Origin of the sequence: Vreelandella sp. F11, from assembly GCF_042466685.1 — a bacterium.
Lineage (GTDB): Bacteria > Pseudomonadota > Gammaproteobacteria > Pseudomonadales > Halomonadaceae > Vreelandella.
Map to the genome: position 1 here is coordinate 1563342 of NZ_CP170448.1, position 25831 is coordinate 1589172.

At 57.1% G+C, this 25831-nt stretch carries 21 protein-coding genes; 11 read left to right on the top strand and 10 right to left on the bottom strand.

The features are described 5' to 3' along the window. Positions 1–40 precede the first annotated feature (40 nt). The 6 genes from ACFIOZ_RS07090 to ACFIOZ_RS07115 all read right to left on the bottom strand — a co-directional run bounded on the left by ACFIOZ_RS07090 (position 41) and on the right by ACFIOZ_RS07115 (position 7315). Complete coding sequence (locus ACFIOZ_RS07090) at positions 41–1729, bottom strand: benzoate-CoA ligase family protein (protein ID WP_386082980.1); 1689 nt, start codon at positions 1727–1729, stop codon at positions 41–43. 126 nt (positions 1730–1855) lie between these two features. Then, positions 1856–2989, bottom strand: a complete 1134-nt coding sequence (locus ACFIOZ_RS07095; RefSeq protein WP_386082981.1) for an acyl-CoA dehydrogenase family protein — start codon at positions 2987–2989, stop codon at positions 1856–1858. Further along, positions 2989–3801, bottom strand: coding sequence for an enoyl-CoA hydratase family protein (locus ACFIOZ_RS07100; RefSeq protein WP_386082982.1), 813 nt, complete (start codon positions 3799–3801; stop codon positions 2989–2991). The genes ACFIOZ_RS07095 and ACFIOZ_RS07100 overlap by 1 nt, the downstream gene beginning before the upstream one ends. 24 nt (positions 3802–3825) lie before the next feature. Continuing rightward, positions 3826–4293, bottom strand: a complete 468-nt coding sequence (locus tag ACFIOZ_RS07105) for a MarR family winged helix-turn-helix transcriptional regulator (protein ID WP_386082983.1) — start codon at positions 4291–4293, stop codon at positions 3826–3828. Then, the gene (locus ACFIOZ_RS07110) at positions 4290–5033 is read right to left on the bottom strand and encodes an SDR family NAD(P)-dependent oxidoreductase (protein WP_386082984.1); all 744 of its coding nucleotides are present in this window, start codon (positions 5031–5033) and stop codon (positions 4290–4292) included. Before ACFIOZ_RS07110 ends, ACFIOZ_RS07105 begins: the two co-directional genes overlap by 4 nt. Further along, positions 5030–7315, bottom strand: a complete 2286-nt coding sequence (locus ACFIOZ_RS07115) for a bifunctional salicylyl-CoA 5-hydroxylase/oxidoreductase (protein WP_386082985.1) — start codon at positions 7313–7315, stop codon at positions 5030–5032. Before ACFIOZ_RS07115 ends, ACFIOZ_RS07110 begins: the two co-directional genes overlap by 4 nt. A gap of 390 nt (positions 7316–7705) precedes the next feature. Between ACFIOZ_RS07115 and rsd the strand changes: the two genes are divergently transcribed. Together rsd and ACFIOZ_RS07125 are read left to right on the top strand one after the other, a co-directional pair. Then, the gene (gene rsd / locus ACFIOZ_RS07120; protein WP_386082986.1) at positions 7706–8194 is read left to right on the top strand and encodes a sigma D regulator; all 489 of its coding nucleotides are present in this window, start codon (positions 7706–7708) and stop codon (positions 8192–8194) included. 182 nt (positions 8195–8376) lie between these two features. Beyond that, on the top strand, positions 8377–8667 hold the full coding sequence (locus ACFIOZ_RS07125; protein ID WP_386082987.1) for a hypothetical protein: 291 nt from the start codon (positions 8377–8379) through the stop codon (positions 8665–8667). A gap of 125 nt (positions 8668–8792) precedes the next feature. On the opposite strand, the gene ACFIOZ_RS07130 is transcribed toward ACFIOZ_RS07125, so the two are convergent. Both ACFIOZ_RS07130 and ACFIOZ_RS07135 read right to left on the bottom strand, forming a co-directional pair. Further along, positions 8793–11864 (bottom strand): efflux RND transporter permease subunit, encoded by a 3072-nt coding sequence (locus ACFIOZ_RS07130; protein ID WP_386082988.1) that lies wholly within the window; start codon positions 11862–11864, stop codon positions 8793–8795. Continuing rightward, positions 11848–12966, bottom strand: a complete 1119-nt coding sequence (locus tag ACFIOZ_RS07135) for an efflux RND transporter periplasmic adaptor subunit (protein ID WP_386082989.1) — start codon at positions 12964–12966, stop codon at positions 11848–11850. The genes ACFIOZ_RS07130 and ACFIOZ_RS07135 overlap by 17 nt, the downstream gene beginning before the upstream one ends. Positions 12967–13223: 257 nt before the next feature. On the opposite strand from ACFIOZ_RS07135, the gene ACFIOZ_RS07140 reads away from it, so the two are divergent. Continuing rightward, positions 13224–14198, top strand: coding sequence for a malate dehydrogenase (locus ACFIOZ_RS07140; RefSeq protein WP_008957639.1), 975 nt, complete (start codon positions 13224–13226; stop codon positions 14196–14198). A 453-nt stretch (positions 14199–14651) separates the two neighbouring features. Here the strand turns inward: ACFIOZ_RS07140 and ACFIOZ_RS07145 are convergent, their stop codons facing one another. Continuing rightward, positions 14652–15308, bottom strand: a complete 657-nt coding sequence (locus tag ACFIOZ_RS07145) for an HAD family hydrolase (protein WP_386082991.1) — start codon at positions 15306–15308, stop codon at positions 14652–14654. A 226-nt stretch (positions 15309–15534) separates the two neighbouring features. Between ACFIOZ_RS07145 and rppH the strand changes: the two genes are divergently transcribed. Beyond that, entirely contained in the window at positions 15535–16026 is a 492-nt protein-coding gene (rppH, locus tag ACFIOZ_RS07150; RefSeq protein WP_088701249.1) for an RNA pyrophosphohydrolase, read from the top strand. Between the two features lie 88 nt (positions 16027–16114). Further along, complete coding sequence (ptsP, locus tag ACFIOZ_RS07155; RefSeq protein WP_386084007.1) at positions 16115–18376, top strand: phosphoenolpyruvate--protein phosphotransferase; 2262 nt, start codon at positions 16115–16117, stop codon at positions 18374–18376. Positions 18377–18391: 15 nt separating this feature from the next. On the opposite strand, the gene ACFIOZ_RS07160 is transcribed toward ptsP, so the two are convergent. Continuing rightward, positions 18392–19192 carry an NRDE family protein gene (locus ACFIOZ_RS07160; RefSeq protein WP_386082992.1) on the bottom strand — a complete coding sequence of 267 codons (801 nt, stop codon included), beginning with the start codon at positions 19190–19192 and terminating at the stop codon, positions 18392–18394. Positions 19193–19393: 201 nt separating this feature from the next. Here ACFIOZ_RS07160 and ACFIOZ_RS07165 point away from each other — a divergent pair, with 201 nt between their 5' ends. The 6 genes from ACFIOZ_RS07165 to ACFIOZ_RS07190 all read left to right on the top strand — a co-directional run bounded on the left by ACFIOZ_RS07165 (position 19394) and on the right by ACFIOZ_RS07190 (position 25614). Beyond that, positions 19394–20650: a response regulator gene (locus ACFIOZ_RS07165; protein ID WP_386082993.1), complete on the top strand. Its 1257-nt coding sequence runs from the start codon at positions 19394–19396 to the stop codon at positions 20648–20650. A gap of 152 nt (positions 20651–20802) precedes the next feature. Beyond that, positions 20803–21597 (top strand): prolipoprotein diacylglyceryl transferase, encoded by a 795-nt coding sequence (gene lgt, locus ACFIOZ_RS07170; protein ID WP_386082994.1) that lies wholly within the window; start codon positions 20803–20805, stop codon positions 21595–21597. A gap of 470 nt (positions 21598–22067) precedes the next feature. Then, entirely contained in the window at positions 22068–22886 is an 819-nt protein-coding gene (locus tag ACFIOZ_RS07175; RefSeq protein ID WP_386082995.1) for a thymidylate synthase, read from the top strand. After that, complete coding sequence (locus ACFIOZ_RS07180; RefSeq protein ID WP_386082996.1) at positions 22883–23422, top strand: dihydrofolate reductase; 540 nt, start codon at positions 22883–22885, stop codon at positions 23420–23422. The genes ACFIOZ_RS07175 and ACFIOZ_RS07180 overlap by 4 nt, the downstream gene beginning before the upstream one ends. Positions 23423–23442: 20 nt before the next feature. Beyond that, positions 23443–24288 (top strand): ProQ/FINO family protein, encoded by an 846-nt coding sequence (locus ACFIOZ_RS07185; RefSeq protein ID WP_386082997.1) that lies wholly within the window; start codon positions 23443–23445, stop codon positions 24286–24288. 264 nt (positions 24289–24552) lie between these two features. Further along, positions 24553–25614, top strand: a complete 1062-nt coding sequence (locus tag ACFIOZ_RS07190; protein ID WP_386082998.1) for a porin — start codon at positions 24553–24555, stop codon at positions 25612–25614. The last annotated feature ends 217 nt before the right edge of the window (positions 25615–25831 follow it).

Here is a 25831-nt window from a genome sequence, read left to right on the forward strand (position 1 = left end):
GATCATTCCTCATTTTTTAATCGTTTTATTGCTGAGAGGGTCATACATTAGTTTTAGTGAAACTAGCATTGGTACTATGGGTATAAGCGCCTGAAGAATCAGCGCTAGGGTAGTGTTCCTGGCTCAGCCGAAAGCGCTGAACCTTACCCGTGGATGTTTTAGGCAGTTCCTCGATAAATCGTAGGGAGCGAGGGTACTTATACGGCGCGATGGTTTGTTTCACGAAGTCCTGCAACATTTGCTGACACTCTTCATCTTGCTGAAAACCATCGTTTAGAACAACAAAAGCCTCGACAATTTGGCCGCGCTCTTCGCTTGGCGCACCTATCACCGCGCACTCTTTAACGGCGGGGTGGGCCAGCAGTGCTGCCTCTACCTCAGGGCCTGCAATGTTGTAGCCCGCTGAGACAATCATGTCGTCGTTGCGGGCAGCGAAATGGAAGTAGCCCTCTTCGTCCTGATAAAACGCATCGCCGGTGATATTCCAGCCCTCTTTTACATATTTCTGCTGGCGCTTATCGGCTAGGTAGCGGCAGCCGGTGGGGCCGCGCACGGCCAGCTTGCCCACCGTGCCCCGGGGAACATCATTCATCTCGTCATCCACAATACGCGCTTCGTAACCGGTCACCGGTTTGCCGGTACAGCTGGGGCGATGGTCATCCAGCCGGTTAGAGATAAAGATATGCAGCATTTCAGTGGCGCCGATCCCGTCGAGGATGGGAGTGCCAGTTTGCTGGATCCAGTCATGATAAATCGGTGCGGGCAGCGTTTCGCCAGCGGAGACAGCCACGCGTAGGCTGCTTAAATCCTCATGGCGTGTGGGTGCTGAAAGCATCGCTCGGTAAGCCGTGGGGGCGGTAAATACCACCGTGGCCTGATACTCGCGGATAATGTCCATCATATTGGGCGGGGAGGCGTGTTCGAGTAGCACAGCGGTAGCGCCGAAGCGCAGCGGAAAGATGGCCAGCCCACCCAGGCCAAAGGTGAACGCCAGCGGTGGCGAACCGACGAAGACATCCTCTGGCGTCACCTGCAGCACCTCCTTGGCGTAGCCATCGGCGATCACCAGTAGGTCGCGGTGAAAGTGCATGGTGGCTTTGGGCGAGCCGGTGGTGCCCGAGGTAAAGCCGAGCAGCGCTACATCATCGGCGGCGGTATCGACGGCTTCAAACGTAGCGGGCTTGCTCAGTGCCAGGCGGTCAAGTTCCGCATCATGATTGGCAGTGCCGTCAAAACCGACAATACGCGTGAGGGTTGGGCTTAACGTCTGGCATTCACTCAGTTCATCGAGTAGGCGGGTATCGCAGAGGGCGAGGCTGATTTCCGCTTTATCGATTACCTGGCATAGCTCTTTGGTGCGCAGCATTGGCATGGTGTTGACCACCACGGCGCCCGTTTTCGTAGCGGCCAGCCAGCAGGCCACCATGGCCGGGTTGTTGGCCGAGCGGATCAGCACCCGCTGGCCGGGAATCACGCCCAGGTCTTCCACCAGCACATGGGCAAGGCGGTTGGTCCACTCGGTGAGTTCTTGATAAGTACGCCGTCGGCCATTACCCGCTAAGGCAATGCGTTCGCCGTGGCCTTGGTCAAGCAACCGGTCGCAAAGCTCAACGCCGGCGTTAATTCGCTCAGGGTAATCGGAGCCCGCGAGCAGAAACTCGGGCTGACTATCAATGGGTGGCAGGTTATCCCGCGCAAAAGTATCAGCATGGGCCGACTGGATATACATGACCAACCTCCGTATTTGGTGTCGTTGTTTATTGCTGCCCAAGGCTCAAATGAGGCGCGGGCAGGGATACGGTGTCTGGCGTTGTGTTTTATTGTTTTGGTGATTTGCTATACGGCTTTTTGCTGCTTACTCCTCCGCGAGCATACTGCGGGCGATGACCACTTTCTGGACGTCTGAAGCGCCTTCATAAATACGCAGCGCGCGAATTTCCCGGTAGAGGCTTTCGATGATGTGACCCTTACGAACACCGTCACCGCCGTGAAGCTGAACCGCCTGGTCGATCACCTGCTGGGCCTGATCGGTGGCAAACAGTTTGGCCATCGCGGCTTCGCGAGTGACACGCTCGGCGCCTTGATCCTTCGTCCAGGCGGCGCGGTAGACCAGCAGGGCGGCGGCATCCACATTGAGCGCCATATCGGCCAAGTGACCCTGCACCATTTGCAGATCGGAAAGGGTGGCGCCAAACAGCTCACGAGAGCGGCTGCGGGAGAGCGACTCCTCCAGTGCACGGCGGGCGAACCCCAGTGCTGCCGCGCCTACCGTGGAGCGGAAAACGTCCAGCACTGACATGGCAATCCGAAACCCCTGGCCCGGTTGGCCGATCAAGGCGCTGGCAGGCAGCACCATATCGTTAAAGCCCAGCCGTGCTAGCGGGTGGGGCGCCACCGACTCCAGGCGTTCACGAATTTCCAGCCCAGGCGTATCAGCGGGGACTAAAAACACGGAAAGCCCCTTGGCGCCGGGGCCTTCACCGGTGCGAGCGAAGAGGGTGTAAATATCGGCAATGCCGCCGTTAGAGATCCAGGTCTTCTCACCATTTATACGGTAGCTGTCGCCGTCGCGCTCGGCGGTAGTGTCCAGTTGGGCCACATCGGAGCCCGAGCGGGGCTCGCTCAGGGCAAAGGCGGAAATGGCTTCACCACGGCGGGTTTTGTCCAGCCACTGCTTCTGCTCATCGCTGCCATATAGGCTAATCGCACCAGTACCCAGCCCCTGCATGGCAAAGGCGAAATCGGCCAAGCCGTCGTGGCGGGCGAGGGTTTCGCGAATCAGGCACAGGCTGCGTACATCGATATGTTCGCCCGCAGTGCCTTCCAAAAAGCCGGCCTTGCCCAAATCGCGAACCAACTGCATACAGGTGGCATCCACATCGCTGTGGTCACGGGGTAGTTCAGCCCGGCACCACGCTTCGAGCTGCTCGGAGAGTTCGCGATGTTTAGCCTCAAAGAAGGGCCACGCTAGAAAGCTTTTGTCGCTCATTAGTCCCCCTTAAACTCAGGTTTTTGTTTGGCGACAAAGGCGTGGTAGGCGCGTGTAAAATCGTTGGTCTGCATGCAGATCGCTTGGGCCTGGGCTTCAGATTCGATAGCCTGCTCCAGGCTCATTGACCACTCCTGATTTAGCTGGGTCTTGGTAATGCTGTGGGCAAAGGTGGGCCCACTGGCCAGCCGGGTGGCGTAGGCGATGGCTTCTTCTTCAAGAGCGTCTGGCTCAACCACGCGGTTGTAGAAGCCCCACTGGAATCCCTCTTCGGCACTCATGCTGCGGCCGCTGTAGAGCAGGTCGGCGGCTCGGCCCTGACCGATAATGCGCGGCAGCATTGCGCAGGCGCCCATGTCACAGCCTGCCAAGCCCACCCGGGTAAACAGAAATGCCGTGCTGGCGCGGGGGGTGGCAAAGCGAATATCCGAGGACATGGCGATAATTGCCCCGGCGCCTACGCAGATGCCGTCGACGGCAGCAATAATCGGCTTGCCGCAGTTGAGCATGGCCTTGACCAGATCCCCGGTCATGCGGGTGAATTCCAGCAAACCCTTCATATCCTTGCCCACCAGGGGGCCGATAATTTCATGCACATCGCCGCCGGAGCAGAAGTTCTCACCGTTGGCGGTAAACACCACGGCGTTCACATCATCGGCGTAGGCTAGATCACGAAAGGCATCGCGCAACTCGGCGTAGCTCTCAAAGGTCAGCGGGTTTTTACGCTCTGGGCGATTGAGCCGAATAACGGCGACTCCGCCTCGCATTTCCCAGATAAAGTGCTCGGGGGTTAAGCCAGCCATGCTCTTCATATTGTTGTTCTCGCCTGTCGGTGATTAATGGGCATCGTTAGGAGAAGCGGGTAAGCGATGGAGCAACTCGCCGATATGATGGGCGCCCTCTTCGCTCACCCCCTCAAATAGCGCATTGATCCAGCGCTCATGCTCAACGGCCATTCCTCTAAAGGTTTCTCTCCCCGCAACGGTTAGGCAGACCCGTGTGGCGCGACGGTCGCCCTCAATGGCAATGCGCTCCACGGCGCCATCCTCCACCAAGCGATCAATAATCCCGGTGACGTTGCCGTTGGAAACTCGCAGCCGTTTGGAGAGCTCGTTCATTTTCAGGCCCTCCTCAGCGGCATACAGGGCGGCCATCACATCAAAGCGCGGCAGCGTAGAGTCGTGCTCGGTACGCAGGCGTTCGCGCAGTTCGGACTCCACCTGGCGGGTAACACGCAGCATGCGCAGCCATAGGCGCAGGCGCTCCTTGCTTAAGCTGTTTTTTCCTAGACCCTCGGCTGTCATACCTCTCCTCCTGAGATTGAAATCGCCTGGCCATTAATCGCGCCGCTGTTAGGGCCGCATAGCCATAGGGCAGTAGCGGTCACCTCGGCAGGTGTCACTAAGCGCCCGGTGGGGTTGGTAGATTCAAAATGAGAGGTCGCCTGTTCGGTGGACTGGCCGGTTTTGGCCACAATGTTGTCGACGCTGGCGGCCAGTAAGGGGGTGTCGGTGAAACCAGGGCAGAGCGCATTGACGGTAATATTGCGTGTGGCTGTCTCGGCCGCCAGCGAACGAACCAACCCCACCACTCCATGCTTAGCCGCGCAGTAAGCGCCCACATAGGCGTAGCCTTTAAGCCCCGCGGTGGAGGCCACGGCGATCAGCCGTCCGCCCTCGTTCAACTGCTTTAAGCCTTCACGCAGGGTTAGAAATACACCGCTTAAATTAACGTTGAGCATGCGCTGCCACTGCTCAAACGAGGTCTTGGCAAAAGGCGCGCTCTCTGCGGCGCCTGCGTTGGCGATGACGATATCGACCCTGCCCATTCTTTCGAACAGCGCCACCATGGCGGCCTCATCGGTAACGTCGACCACGGCGAAATCAAGCTGACGGTGCTGATCTGCCACCGCTTGAAGGGCAGCTTCCCGGCGACCGGTAATCGTGACCTTGGCGCCTGCTTCGGCAAAGGCCATGGCCATATCGGCACCGATACCGCTGCCACCGCCGGTAATCACCACGCGCTTATCTGTGAGCTGCGTCATACCCACCCCTCGCCACGTTCAGCCAGGCGCTGCAACTGATCCGCGCCTGCCCGGTAGGGCGCAGGCCACTCTACCTCACGATCACCCAAGCCTGCGGCAACGTGCAGCGTCCAGTAAGGGTCAGCCAGGTGGGGGCGGGCAATGCAGACCAAGTCAGCGCGCCCAGCCATTAGAATCGAGTTCACATGGTCGGCTTGATAGATATTGCCCACCGCCATGGTGGCAATCGCTGCTTCGTTACGGATCCGGTCAGAGAAGGGCGTTTGGAACATGCGCCCATACACCGGTTTGGCCTGGGTGGAGGTTTGCCCGGCAGAGACATCTACAATATCTACCTCTGCTTTACGCAGTCGTTTGGCGATCTCCACCGCATCGTCGGGGGTGATGCCTTCATCGCCGCACCAGTCGTTGGCAGAAATACGCACCGAAAGCGGTTTGTGGGCGGGCCAAACCCGGCGTACGGCATTGATCACTTCAAGCGGGTAGCGCAGCCGGTTCTCCAGCGAGCCACCATACTCATCGTCACGGTGGTTGGACAGGGGGGTAATAAACGATGAGAGCAGGTAACCGTGGGCGGCGTGAATCTCGATCATATCGAAGCCTGCACGGTCGGCCATCTGCGCCGCCCTGACAAATTCATCGCGGACACGATCCATATCGCGCCGATCCATGGCCTTGGGCACTTGATTGCGTGCTGACCAGGGCATATCAGAGGCTGCCATTATCGGCCAGTTGCCCTCGGCAAGGGGGGCGTCCATCTCCTGCCAGCCCAGCTGGGTAGAGCCCTTTGCGCCGGAGTGGCCGATTTGGGCGCACAGCTTGGCGTTGGTTTCCGTATGCACGAAATCACATAGCCGCTTCCAGGCTGCTTCATGCTCTGGAGCGTACAGTCCTGGGCAACCGGGGGTGATCCGCCCAGTGGGACTCACGCAGGTCATTTCGGTATACACCAGTCCTGCGCCGCCTTTGGCCCGCTCGGCGTAGTGGCTAAAGTGCCAATCGGTAGGGCAGCCATCCACGGCTTTATACTGCGCCATAGGCGAGACCACCACGCGATTAACCAGCGTCATATCGCGCAGTTGATAAGGGGCAAACATGGGTGCGCGGGCGCTGCCCGAATTACCCGCCTGGGTTTGGAACCAGCGCTCGGCGCTCTCCAGCCACGCTGGGTCGCGCACCCGTAAGTTTTCGTGGCTAATGCGCTGGGAGCGGGTGAGTAAGGAGTAGTTAAACTGCACCGGATCGAGATCCAGGTAGCGCTCCACCTGCTCAAACCACTCAGTGGAGTTGCGCGCCGCCGACTGTAAACGTAGCACTTCGAAACGGCGATCCTGTTCGTAGCGGGCGATGGCGGCTTCCATGCTGGATTCACTATGTAGGACGTTAGCCAGCGAGATTGCGCTTTCCAGGGCGAGTTTGGAGCCCGAACCAATAGAGAAGTGGGCGGTAGCGGCAGCATCGCCCATCAGCACTACATTCTCATAGCTCCAGCGCTCGCAAAGCACTCGTGGAAAGTTGATCCACGCCGAGCCGCGAATGTGGTTGGCGTTGGTCATCAAGGCATGACCATCCAGATGCTTGGAAAAGATGCGCTCGCAAACCGTGATTGATTCCTGTTGGTTCATTTCGCCAAAGCCAAACGCCTGCCAGGTGGCCTCACTGCACTCGACGATAAAGGTCGCCGTATCCTTATCGAACTGATACGCATGAGCCCACACCCAGCCGTGCTCAGTCTTCTCGAAAATAAAGGTAAAGGCGTCGTTGAAAGTCTGGTGTGTGCCTAGCCAAACGAACTTGCATGCACGCACGTCAATATCGGGTTTGAAGTGTTCGGCATAGGTTTGGCGGGTGCGGGAGTTGAGCCCATCGGCGGCCAGTACCAGGTCATACTCATGTCGGTACTGCTCAATGGAGGCTTCCGTTATATCGGTTTCAAAGCGCATCTCGACGCCCAGCTCGCGCGCGCGCTCCTGTAGCAGAATCAGCAGTTGGCGGCGGCCAATGCCGCAGAAGCCGTGGCCGGTAGAGACCGTCTTTACGCCTTTATGAACAACGGCAATGTCATCCCAATAGGCGAAATGCTCACGAATACGCTCTGCACTGACCGGGTCGTTGGCTGCCAGGTTGTCGAGAGTCTCGTCTGACAGCACCACGCCCCAGCCGAAGGTGTCGTCTGCACGGTTGCGCTCAATCACCACCATCTCGTGGGAAGGGTCGTGTAGCTTCATGCTGATGGCAAAATAGAGGCCGGCAGGCCCTCCACCCAGGCAGGCGATTCTCATTATTGTTCTCCACGGGAAAATACACTCTTTTCTGAAGATAGGTGAGGTATCTATTAAATTCAAGCTTAAAATGTTTAAGTTTAAAATAAATTATCAGAGGCCTTTTCGGGCTGTCGTCGCCTTTACTCACAGCGGCTATCAGAAGAAATGAACATAAATATAATTAAATTGATTGAGTCGCTCGCCGCCGGAGGTCAGTGTTTATGCGGCGTCCTCAAAGGCGCTATGAGCGGCGAATGATAAGTACCAAAGAAACCGTACCCGCTGGGATTGACAGAGGTAGGAGGAGGCGCGAACCTAGGCCTATTGTTGTTTTAAGCGGCTAAACAAGTCGAAAGTTGCGCAGTTAATGTTGCGTAGTCAAAAGGTGAGTTTTAAGGAGAAAGCCCCATGCTCGAAGATTGCAAAAATGCCCTGGAGCGCTGGGGTGGCGTGCACACGTTGATCGACCGCTGGCTGGATCAGCGTCGTCAGCTATTGATTAGCTTTATCGAGCTAAAGGAAGCGTGCGATGCTGAGCTGGAAGCCGTTAGCAAAGCGCCTATCGATACCTTCAGTGAAAAGTTAATGGACTACATCAGCGCAGGCCACTTTGAGATTTATCCCCAGCTGTCGGAAGAGGCGAAAGCCTTTGAGGATGAAAGCGCGCTGGCGATCGCGGCTAAACTGCTTGAGCGTTTAGAAATGTCCACCGAGATGGTGCTGGAGTTTGATACCGATTTTGGCTCCACGCTCAGCTGCGAGCAAAATATCGCCCGGCTGCCTGCCTGGATCGACCGCTTAGCCCGCGGCCTTACCGAACGCTTTGCGCTGGAAGACCAGTTGATTGCACGTCTACACGCCGCTCACAGCCCGCAGCACATTAAATCCCCCGCATAGACCTTACGAACCAGGCGCCGCTAGACGGCGCTTTTGCCCTTGATGATGGACCCAATCCCCGGCACCGCTTCGCGCTGCTTTCGCGGGTGCGCTGACGCTTACGCCGCGCTACGAAAACCCATCGATCCAGCTTCGTACGCATCCCGTAGCGCGTGGTAACGAATCTCGCGAGGCACGAGCGAATGAGGCTCCCGCGGGAGGCATCGGCACGACGCCCAGTGGCAATGCACCAACCCCCGGCACCGCTGCGCGCTGCTCCCGCGGGTGCGCTGACGCTTACGCCGCGCTACGAAAACCCATCGATCCAGCTTCGTACGCATCCCGTAGCGCGTGGTAACGAATCTCGCGAGGCACGAGCGAATGAGGCACCCGCGGGAGGTGTCGGTACGACGCCCAGTGGCACTGCAGCCAAACCCCGGCACCGCTGCGCGCTGCTCCCGCGGGTGCGCCTTAGGCTTACCACGCGCTACTAAATCCTGCGTGCACATAAATCGACGGATGCCCAAGAATCGATTCACACCTCACACCTCACACCTCACACCTCACACCTCACACCTCACACCTCACACCTCACACCTCACACCTCACACCTCACCCTTCACCTATCACGCCGTAACTTCCCGCCTATCACCAACATACAAGGGGTAAGCAGCAGCGTAAGCGCGGTGGCGAAGGTGAGCCCGCCAGCGATGGCGCTCGACATCTGTGTCCACCACTGGGCGGAGGGGGCATTAAAGCCCAGGGCAGGGGTGAAGAGGTCGACATTGATCCCCAGTACCATCGGCATCAACCCCAGCACCGTGGTAATCGCTGTAAGCAGCACCGGGCGCAGGCGCAAACAGCCTGCTTCAAGCGCGGCCTCGCCGGGTGTCATACCCTGGCCGCGCAGCTCGTTGTAGGTATCGATCAACACGATATTGTTATTGACCACAATGCCCGCCAGGGCAATCACGCCCATGCCCACCATCACAATGCCGAAAGCCTGACCGGTAATCAGCAGCCCCATCAAAACCCCCGCGGTGGAGAACACTATCGCCGAGAGCACCAAGCCCGCCTGATAGAAGCTATTGAACTGCGTGACCAGAATCAGCGCCATCAAGCCGATAGCAATCAAGAACGCGCTAGCCAAGAACTGCATCGACTCCTGCTGATCCTCCTGCTCACCCGCCACATTGACCATTAGACCGTCAGGCAGGCTGTCGCTCCCCGCCGCCATCAGGGCGCCGAGGCGCTCATCGGCGAGGTAGCCGGGGGCAAGGTCTGCATCAATAGTAATCGCCCGGCGGCCATCGATACGGTTAAGAGTGCCCACCTTGGGCGCCGGTTCAAGCGTCACAAAATGCGATATCGGTACCTGACCCCGCTGGGTATTGATGGTCAACCGCTCAAGCTGATCCAGCGAGCGCCAATTTTCTGGGAGACGCACGCGGATATCCACTTCATCGCTCACTTCCGGCGGGCGATAGCTCGCCACCTGAAGGCCGGTGGTGAGCAGTTGTACTGCGCTACCAATGGTCGTCACATCGGTGCCCATGCGCGCCGCGGCTTCACGATCCACGTTAACCCGCCACTCCACGCCTGGCAGGCTGCGGTTATCCTGAATATCAGTAAAGCCGCCCAGCTCGCGCATCAGTTGGGTTAGCTGGTTCACGCCCGCATCGGCGACGTCGGGGTTAGTGGCGCTCACTTCGAGCACGATCGGCTTACCGCCACCGGGGCCCATCTCCTGCTCCTGAAACTCCAGCGTGATGCCGGGGATATCCCCTGCGCGCTCGGCCATATCGTCCAAAATGGCCTGGGCAGGGCGGCGCTCATGCCAGTCGATAAACTGGAACTGCAGCATGCCAATCACATCGTTACCCATCTGCTCGTTAGGCACGGCAAAGGAGCGAGCATACAGCGCCCGCACTTCGCTCATGCCAGACAGTTTGGCTTCTACTCGCTGCACGATGGCATCCGTCTCCACGGCGGAAAAGTCGCCCCGGGCACGCACCAATACTTGAGCGCTATCGGGCTCCACATTAGGGAAAAAGTCGACGCCATGATTGAAACGGGCATAGCCGGTATACAGCAGTGCCATTAGCAGTACTGTCACCAGCAGAACCCAGGCCGGGTGCATCAGTAGCCGTGCCAGCAGGTGACGATAGCCGCGACCAAAGGCAGTCGTGGCATCGTCATGATGGGCATTTGATTGCTTGGCATCGCTGCGGGTAAACAAGCGCCCCAGCGTGGGCAAAAACACCAGCGCCATGGCAAGCGACGCTAGCAGGCACAGAATGACCGTGGCCGGCAGGTACTTCATAAACTGGCCGACCACGCCGGGCCAGAACAGCAGAGGAATAAACACCGCCAGCGTAGTGGCCGTCGAGGCAATGACGGGCCAGCTCATGCGGGAGGCGGCGTTAAGCCAAGCTTCGTGGGACGTTTGACCATCCCGCAAATGGCGATCGGCCAGTTCACTGACCACGATGGCACCGTCAACCAGCATGCCCGCCACCAGAATCAGCGCAAACAACACCACAATATTGAGCGTAAAGCCAAATGCCCACACCAGCAGGATACCGGTTAAAAAGGCCCCAGGAATGGTCAGCCCCACCAGCAGCGCCATGCGCCAGCCCATCACCGCAACCACCACAATCAGCACCAGCACCACGGCGGTCAGTACGTTGTTGAGTAGCTCAGAGAGCATATTCTCAACGGTGGTCGACTCATCCAGAATGGTCGTGAAGCGGAGCTGCTCAGGGAGCAAGTCATCAGCTTCCGCCAAGCGCTCACGGACAGCGCCAATGGTGGCGATGATATTGGCACCAGCACGCTTGGAAATTTCCAGCACCACCGCTGGCTGGCCATCAATGCGGGCAAAGCCCTCCGGCTCTTTATAGGTGGGGTGAATCCAAGCCACATCGCCAAAGGTGACCACGCGATCCTCATCCACCTTGACCGGCATGTTCATGACGTCTTCAAGGGACTCAATAATGCCGGGGACTTTTAACGCCAGGCGTCCGGCGCCAGTATCCAGACTGCCTGCGGCTACCAAGCGGTTATTGCGTGATACCTGATTAAACAGCGCGTCAAAATCGACGCCATAGCTCTCCAGCACCAGCGGATCAACGACAATTTCCAGCAGGTCTTCCCGCTCACCGGCAATGTCGACTTCCAGCACATCGGCGATGCCCTCGATCTCCTCCTGCAAGCGTCGGGCAATGGTCATGCGTTCACGGGTATCCAATTGTCCGGAGAGGCCAATAGTCAATACCGGAAATTCCGAGACGTTGACCTCCATTACGCGGGGCTCATCGGCTTCCGAAGGCAGCTCACTGCGGGCAATATCCACCCGGTCACGGACGTCGGTTAGCGCGGTATCCGGATCAAAGCCAGGGTCGAATTCCAGCGTGATCGAGCCATGCCCCTCGCTGGATTGGGCGGTAAATTTACGCAGCCCCTCAATACCGCGCAGTTCCTGCTCCATGGGGCGGATCAATAGCCGCTCGCCATCCTCGGGGCTAACGCCCTCCAGCGACAGCGAGACATAAATCATCGGGATGGTGACGTCGGGGTTGGCCTCTTTAGGAATCATCTGCCAGGCGGCGATACCCGCCAGTAGCAGGCTTACCAACAGCAGTAACGTCGTACGGGTATGGGCTAGCGCCGCATTAATCAACTGGCGCATGAACGCTATCCTGTTCCGCCGGCTGCGAAATGATGGCTTCCTCCACGGGCACCGGTGTGACCGTTTCGCCGGTGTCTACCATACCGGCACCCAGCGTAATCAAACGCAACGGATCAGGCAGGCCGGTGACATAGGCGCGTTGGATATCGGCGCTAACGAGTTCAACAGCGGTCTGCTGTACCTGATCATTATCATCCAGATGCTTGACCGCCAGCTCTCCTTCGCTGTTCAAGCTCAGCAGCGCGGGCGAAAGGGTATGCACCTGACGGGGCGGCAGGGTAATGGTCAATTCAGCGCTGCCGCCCGCCAAGCGTTTACTGGCGGGGTTAGCCAGCGTGGCTTCTATATAGAAGCTACGCGTTGCCTCTTCGGCGCGGTGGCTGATAAAGGTCAGCTCGCCCTCTAAATGGTCACCATTCAGCAGCCGGGCGGTCACTGGCAAGCCCACGCTTAAATCACCCACCTGCTGCTGAGAGACCCAGGCGGCACCTTTCAGACGTCGGTCATCCACCAACTGCCCCCACTCTTCGCCGGGCTGTAGTAGATCGCCTAGCTCCACCTGAACGCGGTTTAGTACGCCATCAAATGGCGCGGTGGGGCGGCTGTCGTCCAGTTGCTTCTGCAGTCGTGCCACCGAAGCGGCGCTGGCGCTTAGGGCACTCTGCAGGCGCAGTAGCTCCGGCTGGGAGATCAGTTCCCGCTGGCGCAGATTGCGCGCCCCGGCATACTCCGCCTCGGCCACCGCCAGCTCATCGCGGGCCTGCTGCAACTGCTCGGGTAGGGCGTCGTTATCCAGCACCAGCAGCGTATCACCTGCATTCACACGGCTGCCTTGGGCGACAGGCTTCTCCGCCACAAAGCCCGCTACATTGGCGCGCAGGGTGGTTTCGCGCTCTGCCGTCAGTTGGCCCTGGACAATTTGCTGAGGAATAAACGGGGTGCTCTGCTGTACGACAATTTCTACCCGCGAGCCTGCTTCGTTACTTGTCTGGGCGTCTGGGGGTGTCGTTTGAAAGCGCTGAAAATTGCCAAAAGCGAGCCATATCACCAGTGCCAGCACCAGCAGGCTAGCCAAGGCATAAGAGAACGGGATTCTTCGCATGGAGCGTCCGTGTCCTTAGCAAAACAAGAAAAGGAGGGCATAAAACCGAAGATACCATAGCGCAACTCGACCTTTTCAGCGAGTCGGACGCTATTGGGTGGACAGTACGCGGCTCACAGGGGGGTGCGTTAAATAGCAAGTAGTCTCATGTCTGATTGAGTTTTTGCCCGGCTGGGCATACCATCTTTGCGTCTTGAGTTCTGTTAAGCCACCCTCAGGCGAGAACCATCCCTAGGCGAACCAATCAAGGAGCAATGATGAAAGATCCAGTACGTATTGCGATTACCGGCGGCGCCGGTCAGATCAGCTACTCTCTCATTTTCCGCATCGCCGCTGGCGACATGCTGGGGCCGGATCAACCCGTCATTCTCCAGTTGCTGGAAATTCCCCAGGCAATGGACGCCCTGAACGGCGTGGTGATGGAAGTTAACGACTGTGCCTTCCCGTTGGTGCAAGACATTGTTGCCACTGACGACCCGAATGTCGCGTTCAAAGACGCTGACTTCGCTCTGCTGGTAGGCGCGCGTCCGCGTGGCCCCGGTATGGAGCGTAAAGACCTGCTGGAAGCCAACGCAGCCATCTTCTCCGTGCAAGGTAAGGCGCTGAACGACCACGCCAGCCGTGATGTAAAAGTGCTGGTGGTCGGTAACCCAGCCAACACCAACGCGCTGATTGCTTCCTGCAACGCGCCGGATCTAGACGCAGGGCAGTTCACCGCCATGACCCGTCTGGATCACAACCGTGCCCTGACCCAACTGGCTCAGAAAACCGGCAAGCACGTCACTGACGTTGAAAACATGATCATCTGGGGCAACCACAGTGCCACCCAGTATCCTGATCTGGCCCAGTGCAAAGTCGACGGCAAAGCAGCCTTTGATCTGGTTGAGCGCGACTGGTACGAAAACGACTTCATCCCCACCGTGCAGCAGCGCGGCGCGGCGATCATCAAAGCACGTGGCGCCTCTTCAGCCGCTTCTGCTGCTTCTTCCGCCATCGACCACATGCACGACTGGGCGCTGGGCTCCAAAGGCATCGTCAGCATGGCGATCCCGTCTGACGGCAGCTACGGCATCGAAGAAGGCATCATCTACTCCTACCCGGTACGCTGCCAGGGTGGCAAGTATGAAATCGTTCAAGGCTTCGAAATTGACGAATTCAGCCAAGAGAAGATGAAAGCCACTGAGAAAGAACTGCGCGAAGAGCGTGCAGCCGTCGAGCACCTGCTCGGCTAAACGCGCCCGCTGGGGCTTTAGATAAATGCCAGTCAACGCCAAACCCCGCAAGCGTGATGCTTGCGGGGTTTTTTTATGGGTGGTTGAAAATATTTAACGGATGGATTTTCGTAGCGCGGCGTAAGCGTCAGCGCACCCGCGGAAGCAGCGCGAAGCGGTGCCGGGGTTGGCTTGTGTGGGCAGTGTGGGTTGGTTGCCACTGGGCGTCGTTCCGCCGCCTTCCGCGGGTGCCTTCAACGCTCGCTGAACTCGCGTTTTCGTTACCACGCGCTACGGGGACGTGCACTCACTCGATTTCGGTGGCGTGATTACGTACCACGACCATATGCATAATGTGCACACACCCTTGGAATCCCCGGCTTCAAGAGCAGGCGTGATTTAGTAGCGCGTGGTAAGCCTAAGGCGCACCCGCGGGAGCAGCGCGAAGCGGTGCCGGGGTTCGCCTTCACCAACTCAATCCCGCAAACTCATAATCCGCCATTGGCGCTCTTCAGCGACCTGGCGCAGGGTATCGTCGGGGTCGACGGCGACGGGGTGCTCGACTATTTCTAGCAGCGGCAAATCATTGTGCGAGTCGCTGTAAAACCAGGCGCCTTCCATTGTCTGGTCTTGATCTTCCAGCCACTTTTCCAACCGAGTGACTTTGCCTTCGCGGTAGCTGGGGATGCCCGAAACGCGGCCCGTGTAGCGGCCATTCTTGACCTCCGGATTCACCGCGATTAAATGATCCACCCCCAGGCGTTCGGCAATGGGAGCGGTAATAAAGCGGTTAGTGGCGGTAATAATCAGCAGTGTGTCGCCTTTGGTGCGGTGGCGCGCGAGTAGCTCTTCGGCTTTAGGCAGAATATTGGGCTCGATTTTGCTGACCATAAACTGCTGGTGCCACGCAGAAAGCTGCTCAGGGGAGTTGTCGGCCAGTGGCTTAAGCGCCATTTCCAAAAACGCCGCCATATCCAGGGTGCCTGCGTTGTAATCGGCCATAAAACGCTCATTGGCTTCCCGGTAAGCGACCGGATCAACGGCCCCTTGTTCGAGTAGAAACTCGCCCCAGGCATGATCGCTGTCGATGGATAGCAGCGTATTATCCAAATCGAAAATGGCCAGACTCACGGCGCTCCCCTTTTTTTAGTCAGTGAAAGTTGAAGGACAGTAGTGCTGTCCGAGACGCTAGTAAGGCAAATAGCGGACGCGGATTATCGCAGAGTCGCCCGACCATTCCCACCAGCACTCAGGCTAATACCAAGTAACCATTCATGACTTAGCGTTATATTGTATTGATACGCTTGTCTCCCTTGTGGAAAAATGGGGACAACTGAAAATTTATAAGGTGAAGTCCGTGATCGACGCTGACGGCTTTCGCCCCAATGTTGGCATCATCATTGCCAATAGCCAGGGGCAACTGCTTTGGGCACGTCGGGTAGGACAAAATGCGTGGCAATTTCCCCAGGGGGGCATCAATGCAAGCGAGACGCCACAACAAGCACTTTTTCGTGAGCTTTACGAAGAGATCGGCTTAACCGCCGACGATGTTGATATTGTTGCCTGCACCCGGGGCTGGCTACGCTACCGTCTGCCACGACGTATGATTCGCACACATTCGCGTCCGGTCTGTATAGGCCAGAAGCAGAAGTGGTTTTTACTTAAAATCCGTTGCCAGGAAAGCCAGATCTGTATGACGGCAACCCCAACCCCCGAATTCGATGGGTGGCGGTGGGTGAGCTACTGGTACCCGCTAGGGCAGGTAGTGCCTTTCAAGCGAGAGGTATATCGGCGCGCGCTGCGAGAGCTATCTCCCCGCGTTCAGCGCCTGGCACAGGATGAAGATTAGGGCAACGCGCCGCTGCCCAACATAGGGCGGCAGCAGTTTGCCAGGAAATTCCTCAGCGAGGCAAATAATAGTGAAAAGTAAAACGTCCATGCTTGAGGTGCTGCGCCGGGTAATCCAGGAGGTGAATGGCGCGCGCAACCTCGACGCCGCGCTGTCCACGATGGTACGCCGAATTCGTAAAGCGATGCAGACCGATGTGTGCTCCTTCTACCTTTACGATAAGGAGCTTGAGTCGCTGGTATTGATGGAGACCATCGGTCTGCGCACTCAAGCAGTCGGGCGCGTCGTACTGCCGTTAGGCGAAGGCCTGGTGGGCTTGGTGGCCAAGCGCAGCGAGCCGCTTAACCTCGAGGACGCCCAGACCCACCCGCAGTTCCGCTATTTTGAAGCGACCGGAGAAGAGCGCTACTCCAGTTTTCTGGGTGTGCCGATTATTCACCAGCGCCATATGCTGGGCGTATTGGTTGTCCAGCAAGCCGAAAAGCGCCGCTACGATGATGAAGATGAAGCCTTCCTGGTTACCATGGCGGCGCAATTGGCGGGAGTGCTAGCTCACGCCTTAGCGACAGGCAACCTGCTGCGCCCGGCGCTTGCCGGTGGGCAAGCGATGTTTAAAGGCGTTGCGGCCTCGCCAGGTATGGCCATGGGTGAGGCGGTGGTCATTACCCCTCCCTCCGACCTTAATAGCGTGCCTGACCTCATTCCAAGCGATCAAGACTACGAGGTGGCGCGCTTAAAGGAGGCCATTGGCAAAACCCGCAGCGAAATTCGCGCGGCGGCCGAGCGCTTGGCAAGCCGTATCTCCGCCCAGGAGCTGGCGCTGTTTGATGTCTACCAACAGATGCTTGGCGAAGCCGCGCTGGCCGATGAGGTAGAGAAGCGTATTCGCGAAGGCCAGTGGGCGCCCGGCGCCTTGGCCGACGTAGTGCGCCGTCACGTCCAGTACCTAGAGCGGGTAGATGATAACTACCTGCGCGAGAGGGCGGCGGATATACGCGACCTGGGCCGCCGGGTGCTGGCGCATCTGCAGGAAGATACCCCGTCAACGCCGGAAACCTATCCCGATAACGCGATTTTGGTCGGTGATGAGATCAGCGTAGCCATGCTGGGCGAAGTGCCCCGCGACAAGCTTAAAGGGCTGGTCTCGGTACGCGGCTCCAGCACCTCTCACGTGGCAATCGTCGCTCGCGCCATGGGCATTCCGACGGTGTTGGGCATGGTGGACTTGCCGCTGCCACGCCTCGGCGGTGCGCCGGTGGTGCTGGATGGCCACCGAGGCCGCCTGTTTGTACGCCCGGCACCTGAACTTACGGCAAGGTATGAGAGTCTGATCGCCGAAGAAGAGGCGCTCAGCGAACTGCTTGAGCACGAGCAGGATCTGCCCAGCGCCACGCCCGACGGCCGCACCATGCCGCTTATGGTCAATACCGGCTTAGCGGTAGATGCCACCGCGCTGCTGAAAAGCCGCATTGGTGGGGTGGGGCTCTACCGAACCGAAGTGCCGTTTATGATTACCGAACGCTTCCCCGGCGAAAAAGAGCAAACCAAGCTGTACCGTGAGCAGCTTGAAGGCTTTGCCCCGTTGCCGGTGGTCATGCGCACATTGGATATCGGCGGTGACAAAGACCTGCCCTATTTTCCCATTGAAGAGGCCAATCCGTTCCTTGGTTGGCGTGGGATGCGTGTCACCCTGGATCATCCGGAAGTATTGATGGTGCAGCTGCGCGCCATGCTCAAAGCCTCCATTGACCTGGATAACCTCTACGTCCTCTTCCCGATGATCACCAACGTCGAAGAGGTCGATGAAGCGCTGCGCCTGCTGGATCGCGCCATTCTAGAGCTGGGCGAAGAGGGCATCACGGTTGTCAGGCCCCAGGTGGGCGTGATGATTGAAGTGCCGGCTACTATCTACCAAATGGACGCACTGTCGAAGCGAGTCGACTTCTTCTCCGTAGGCAGCAACGACCTAACCCAGTACTTGCTGGCAGTGGATCGCAACAACCCCCGGGTCTCCAGCCTCTACGACGCCATGCACCCGGCGCTGCTAGGTGCGCTGCTGGAACTGGCCGCCGATGCCTCGCGGCTCAATAAACCCATTTCGCTATGTGGGGAACTGGCCGGTGACCCGGCCGGGGCGCTACTGCTGATGGCCATGGGCTTTACAAGCCTCTCTATGAACGCGCCAAGCCTGCCCAAAGTGCGTGCGGCAATTCGCCGAGTACCGTTTAGCGATGCCGAACAACTGCTTAAAGAAGTGATGGAGCTGGATACACCTGCCCAGGTACATACTCATTTAGAGAAGCGTATGGAAGAGTGGCAGTTGACGCATCTAATGCCGCCCCGTGACTAGGTTTTTCATAAAACCTTAGGAAGTAGAAGCAAGTGAGTCGCTGGATAGCGCCAGGGTGGTTTCACCCTCAAAGCGGCCCAGCGACCCAAAGCGCTGCTCGGTCATTTCAATCTGCCCGCGGCTATCCATCGTAAGCCACGAGGTGGCGCGGGTGCCGTAGTGCTCGCCGACAATAAACGCCGCCGAAAGCTGGCGCTCCAGTTCAAGCCCCACGCCGGTATCCGGCAACGCCTCGTCAGCCGCTTGTTGCGGATCTTGCATTGCGCGCTTCACGGTGCTGGGCCAGGTCTTCAAAGCGCCTACAGGTAATAAACTCTGCTCAAGCGCATCGCGAACCTGTAAAAGCTTTGGCCAAGGTGAGTTGAGGTCAGCGTTGGAGAGGCCATGCACGCCGGGAGAGACTTCGCTGAGAGCCAGACGATCCCGACCCCGGTGAAGGTGCCAAAGCCGCTGCGGCGTTGCGACTAATAAATTAAACCCGGCGTAGCGTAGTGCCTCGCCCTCGTTGAGTGCGGACAGCCACCCTTCAATATCGTCACTCTGCAACGCATTGGCGACCAGCTCTCCCCGGCTTGGGGCGCCGGCAGGCACGCTTAGCTGCAGGTCTCGCACATTGGTTAAAGCGGCCAAGACGCCACCACGCTTGGCAGCCAGCCACGAGCCACCGGCCTCCAAGTCACGCCCGCCGATAACGTCGGGGCTGTCTTGCCACTCACCCAGCGGCGCGGTGGGGCGCGCATAAAACTCATCACGGTTACCCATCAGCCGCAAAGGCGTAGGTGTGCCGGGTTGCCAAGCAAACGATATTAAGCACATAGCAAACTCGTAGGTGAAAGGGTGGAAAACGTTCAACGCAAGAGCCGCATGACAGTAACGAAGCGTAGACGTACACTTACATCAGTATCATGTTTGTAGCATAAAACTCCACACGGTTGGGTGTGAGTGTTGGCAGGCAGCCTGGGTTTTAAACAGCGGTCACGTTATTAGCGGCCATTTGGCCAATAGGAAGGCGAGATCATGCAACGCTATGAAAGGGAACACTTTTGGAACGGCATTGTTTGGCCTCTGCTGTGGCCCCTCCTGCTTGTACAAGCAGCATTAGTCGTACTTTGTTTGGTGGTTGGCGCCATGATGTGGTGGATATCGCCAAGCAGCGCCTCCTGGAGCACCATGCTGTGGTTGGTGGCGGCACTGCTCATTGGCACTAGTCTGAACGTCAGCGTCTTCCTCATGCTGGTAAAAACCCGTGCTCGGCACAAAGACGCGCGGTTTATGCAAGAACTCAGCGAACTGGAACGGCATAGCCAAGCACTCTGCACCACCGCGGCGCGTGCACTACCCGAGCATAAATGCGCCCCGCCGGATGCCGCCGACGAATCTCACCTGCCGCTTCAGCGGTTGGCCAGCGTTAACGAAGTGCTAGCCGGTCTTGAACGCTGCATGCACTGCTCCCAAGTAGCCAATGCCGCCACCAAGAACACCCGGCAGGAGCATGAGCAAACCCTACTGGATGACCTTCAGCATCAACAGCGCCAGCTCAAGCATTTGATGGCGGGCCGTGAAAGAGCGCGGGAAGAGTCGCGTTTGAAGTCAGGCTATCTAACGCTGCTGCAACATGAAACCGACAACTTGTTAGCCCACTTAGACACCATGGCGAATAAAGAGATTACCGATAAATGTCGGCAAAATGTCATGGAAGTATACGAACACGTGTCGGATATACGCGCACTCCTGTCCAATCTCATTCAACAGGATTCCGATGGGCAGAGCCCTGGGCAAGGTTCTGGAAATCGTTTTGATAACCGTTTTGGAAACAGTAGTGGAATGGGTGAGGTGGGAAGTGATGGCGCGCCCGCCGCTTCGCAGCGCAATTTGCGGGTATTAGTCGTCGACGATGGCCCGGTTAATTTGATGCTCGCCCGGCAGATGCTGGAAACCCAAGGCCTGCAGGTAGAGGGTGTTAGTAGTGGTGAGCAGGCGCTGGAGCGCCAAAAAAGCGTCAACTTTGATCTGGTGTTCATGGATATTTTTATGCCCACCCTGGACGGTCTTGAAACCACCAGGCGCTGGCGCGAGTCCGAGCGTAACCGGGGCGGTAATCAAAGCGTGCTGGTCGCGCTAACCGCCAACGCCGACAATGCCGGGCGCGATGCCTGCCTAGCCGCCGGAATGGACGACCTGCTCGCAAAGCCGTATCAGCCCGAAACCCTGCTTAATATGATTACCCACTGGTTTCCCGGTGCGATTAAAACAATGCCGCCTGAAGAACGATAAAGGTGGCTTTCTGAGTAAGCAGACTTATCATTGCACTCGTAACATTGGTGTACTGCTCGCGATGGCGTCCAGGTATGGCGACAGTAGCTTTGCTACACGCCAACGACCGTGAGCAGGCATCAATATTTTTTGGTCAGCATTAGAGAGTGTAAATGATTAATTACCCGACGATTGACCCAGTGGCTATCTCCTTGGGGCCCCTGCAAGTCCATTGGTATGGCCTGATGTACGTAGTGGGATTTGTCGCAGCTTGGTGGCTTGGCTGTCGACGTGCATCACGGATTGGCCTCAATAATGACGACATCGGTGATTTACTCTTCTACTGTGCGATTGGTGTTGTCGCCGGTGGGCGGCTAGGGTATGCACTGTTTTACGGGCTAGGGCAGTGGACAGCCGACCCACTCTGGATTTTCCGCGTATGGGATGGCGGTATGAGCTTCCATGGCGGCCTACTCGGTGTATTGCTGGCCGCCTGGATATTCGCCCGGCGTAAGCAGCTGGCATTTTTGACCCTCACCGATTTTATCGCCCCGTTAGTGCCGATTGGCTTAGGCGCCGGGCGAATCGGTAACTTTATCAACCATGAGCTACCGGGCCGCTTGACCTCGTTACCCTGGGGCATGCCGTTTCCTGGCATGGGGCCTGAACCACGCCACCCGTCAGCGCTTTATGAGGCGCTGTTAGAGGGTGTTGTGTTGTTCGCTATTCTCTGGTGGGTCTCGGCTAAACCGACATCGCGGGGCTTTTTATCCGGCCTATTCTTGGTCTGCTACGGCGTGTTCCGTTTTATGGTCGAATTTGTTCGTATGCCTGATGCCCACATCGGCTTTATCGCCTTCGGCTGGGTGACCATGGGTATGCTGCTAACGCTCCCCATGATCGCGCTGGGCCTCATCATTATTGCCTGGTCACGCTCCCAGCCAGTAGATATAAAAGTCGTAAGCTAAGATTAAACGCCGTAAACATAGGTTTTCGTAGCGCGTGGTAAGCCTACGGCGCACACGCAGCGGCGGCCCGGCACGAAAGCAGCGCGAAGCGGTGCCGGGTTTTGGCTTGTGTGGGGATTGTTGTTTGGTTGCCACTGGGCGTCGTATCGCCGCCTCCCGCGGGTGCCTACAAACGCTCGCTGAACTCGCGTTCTTCGTTACCACGCGCTACAGGTATGTGCACTCACTCGCTTTCGGTGGTGTAATTACGTGCCGCGGCCATATGCATAACGTGCACACTACATAGGAATCCCACATTACATGTGCATGCGAGATTTAGTAGCGCGTGGTAAGCCTACGGCGCACCCGCGAAAGCAGCGCGAAGCGGTGCCGGGGTTAACTGCATAACGCTAACACGCCGGCACCGCTAGACCGGGCCGCTATGGGCGCCTAGAATAAACCGCTACATCGCCTGTTAATTTGGAAATTCTGTGACTGCTACAACGCCCGCGCTTGAGCAACCCTATTTAGACTTGATGCAAACCGTTCTGGAGCATGGCGTTGATCGCCACGACCGCACAGGTGTTGGCACGCGCTCCGTGTTTGGCCATCAAATGCGCTTCGACTTATCGCGTGGTTTTCCGCTACTGACCACCAAAAAACTCCACCTGCGCTCTATCATTCACGAACTACTCTGGTTCCTGAAAGGCGACACCAACATTGCCTACCTAAAAGAGAACGGCGTGCGGATTTGGGATGAGTGGGCAGATGAAAACGGCGACCTGGGCCCCGTTTATGGCTACCAGTGGCGCAGCTGGCCCGATCCTAAAGGGGGGAGCGTTGACCAAATTGCCAAGGTGCTCAATCAAATTCGCACCTCGCCCCAGTCGCGCCGCCTAATTGTCTCTGCCTGGAACCCGGCTCAGGTCGATGACATGCAGCTTCCGCCTTGCCACTGCCTGTTCCAGTTCTACGTCGCCAATGGAAAACTGTCGTGCCAGCTCTATCAGCGCAGTGCCGATATTTTCCTTGGTGTGCCATTCAATATCGCCAGCTACGCCCTGTTGCTGACCATGGTGGCCCAAGTAACAGGACTGCAGCCGGGGGAATTTATCCACACCCTAGGCGATGCACACCTCTACAGTAACCACCTTGAACAGGCCAAAGAGCAGCTGTCGCGCACGCCCAAGTCAGCGCCGAAGCTAGTGCTTAATCCAGCGATCGATGACCTGTTCGCATTCCGTTTTGAAGACATTCACATTGACGCTTACGAGGCGCACCCGCACATCAAAGCCGAGGTAGCGGTATGAGTCAGCAGAAAGATACCTTCGACTCGTTAGTGCCAGTGGCCATGATCGTTGCCATGGCTAAAAATCGAGTAATAGGTGTAGACGGCAAGCTACCCTGGTACTTGCCCGAAGATTTAAAGTTCTTCAAGCGTATTACCCAGGCAAAACCGCTGGTCATGGGGCGTAAAACCTACGCCTCTATTGGCAAGCCGCTGCCCAACCGGCTTAATGTCGTGGTCACCCGCAACGCCGAGTTTTCACATGAAGGCGTGCGCGTTTGCCACGATCTGCCCGCAGCGCTAGACCTGGCCGACCAGCACGCCACCATAGAGGCGGCAGAAGAGATCATGGTAATGGGAGGCGGAGAAATTTACCGCCAGGCGTTACCCTTTGCCCAACGGCTGTACATAACGGAAGTGGACATTGACGTAGAAGGCGACGCAACGTTTCCTGACTTCGACCCCAACGAGTGGCAGGAAGTGCAGCGCGTAGCGGGGCAGCCAGCAGAAGGGCAGCCAAACTATGATTTCGTAGTCTATGAGCGCATCGCCGACTGAACAGGGTAAAGGAGAAGGCTATGGCCGCCAGCTTAATGAACATGTTAGATGATTTAGAAGCGCGTCTGGAACGCACACAAGCTGAGCTACAAGCCCTGCGTGAAGAAAACCAGCGGCTAAAGCAGCAATTGGCGCAGCAAGACGCCCAAGAGCAAAGCGTGCCAAGCCCAGAACCCGTCACTGCAGTAGGCGCTGATGTACCCAGCGAAGCAGCTTTCGATACAAAAAACCTCGACGCAGAGACCCATGACGCGAACAGACTCGACGTCAAGGCGCCTGAAAAGAGTGTATCTACTGAAGCTGCTCCTGTGGAAGCAGCCCCCCCTGCAACAGAAACAGCAACAGCAGCAGAAGAAAAAGCTGAAACATCGGCTAGCCATGAAGCGGCCAAGACACCTTCACCGCACGCCCTTCTTAACCAGTGGTACGAGCGTTACCCCAAAGCCTTCTTCAAGGGGCATACCAAACCGCTTAAAGTAGGTATTCACCAAGACCTTGTAGAGCGTGAAGAGTGGCCCAGTAAGTTGATTCGCCGCGCCTTGGCCAACTACGTGAACCTTCCCCGCTATATAAAAGCCGTGCGAGAAGGCGCCGAACGGGTAGATCTGGATGGTCAGCCCGCAGGAAAGGTCGATAAAGAAGCGGCACTTCATGCATCAGCCAAACGTGGTGATCAGAAAGAGGTAAAGCCGCCAGAAAAAACGCCATCCAAACAATCCAAATCAGCGTCTGCTACTAAACACACTCGCCGAGAAGCCCCTAAACAGCCTGATTTAGCGCCGGAAGCAAAAAAAGGTGAGTCGCGTAAGCCGCTTAGCATGGAAGACAAATTGTTAGACTTGCAGCAGAAATTCAAAGGCCGCTGAGACCAGGCTTGTAGGCGTGGGTTCCATAAAAAAACACAAATAGTAAGAAAACACTGTTTTTTTCTATTGCGTTCACTGGAGTCCCGGTATAAAGTTTGTCCTGCGAGCATTGGACTATAACAAGGCTTAGTTGAGGACATGCCGCATACCACCGGGAAAAACCGGCGGATGGCAAAAGAGCATGGCCCGCAAAAGCCAACTGCCAGCTTATTAAGAGCTGAGCAGCAACGATCGAAACAGTATACGAGTTAAGGAACTTACATCATGAAAAAAACACTTTTAGCGACTGCTATCGTTGGTGCCCTGGGCGCCTCTGCTGCAGCACAAGCAGCAACTGTTTATGACCAAGACGGCACCAAGCTGGACATCTACGGCCGTATCGCCATGGGTATCGCTGGTGGCGGCCCTGAGTTCAACAACGCTGGTCAAGAAATCGATGACGGCGCTGAATTCGTAGACGTTTATTCACGTCTTGGCCTGCGCATGAGCCACGAAGTTTCTCGCGACCTGACTGCTTTCGGTCGTCTCGAGTGGCGTTTCAGCGGTGACGAGCGCAACACTGACCAAGGTTTCAACGAAATCCGTCAGAGCTACCTCGGTCTGCAAAGCGACCAGTTCGGTACTTTCCAAGCTGGTAACTTCGACAGCTTCTACAACCAGTTCGTTTCACTGCCGTTCGATGTTTACATCGACCGTGGTTTTGAATTCGCTGGTCACCCGAAGCAGTCACGTGGTGACTCTATCGGTTACTACACGCCTGACCTGAGCGGCTTCACTGCATTCTTGCAAGCTAAGCACTACAGCGAGCGTGGCGAAGTTGAAGGCGTAGGCACTACTGAAGAAGGTGCTGTAGTTGCACCGCAAGGTGGTGTTCGTTACGCACAAGGCCCGATCACCATCGGTCTAGGCTTTGTTGAAGATGTTCAGCGTGGCGGCGGTAACGGCGAAATGCTGTACGGCTTGATCGGTTCTTACGACTTCACTGACCAGTTCTCTGCACGTCTGGGCTATGAAACTCGTGACAACAACGACAGCTACGCGCTTCGTGGTGCAAACGACGAAAACGGCTACGATAAAGTCGGCCTGGGTGGTACTTTCACTACTGGTCCTTGGGCATTCACTGCTGACTACTACAACGTAGATCGTGACGGTGGCCTGGATGACAGCAACGCATGGGCGTTTGGTTCTTACTACAACGTTTCCAGCAACTTCGACGTATTCCTAGAGCTGGCTGACGGCGACGCGCCGACTGTTGATCGTGACGTTACCCTTGGTGACCTGACCGACGACGTATACTGGCTGACAGGCGCTCGTTACCACTTCTAAGCTTGGTTTAATTACCACGTTTGAAGGGTTAACAGCCTAGCAGAACCAATAGAACCGACCTCTTAGAGGTCGGTTTTTTTTTGCTCATAATTTGCTTTTAGGCGGCAATACAAATAAGAACGATTTTTCTTTAATAATGGCTTGATATTGTATAACATTATCTGGCTGTGCAGCTGAGAAGCTAAAGCAGCCAATAAAATTAGCGTATCAAGGGATT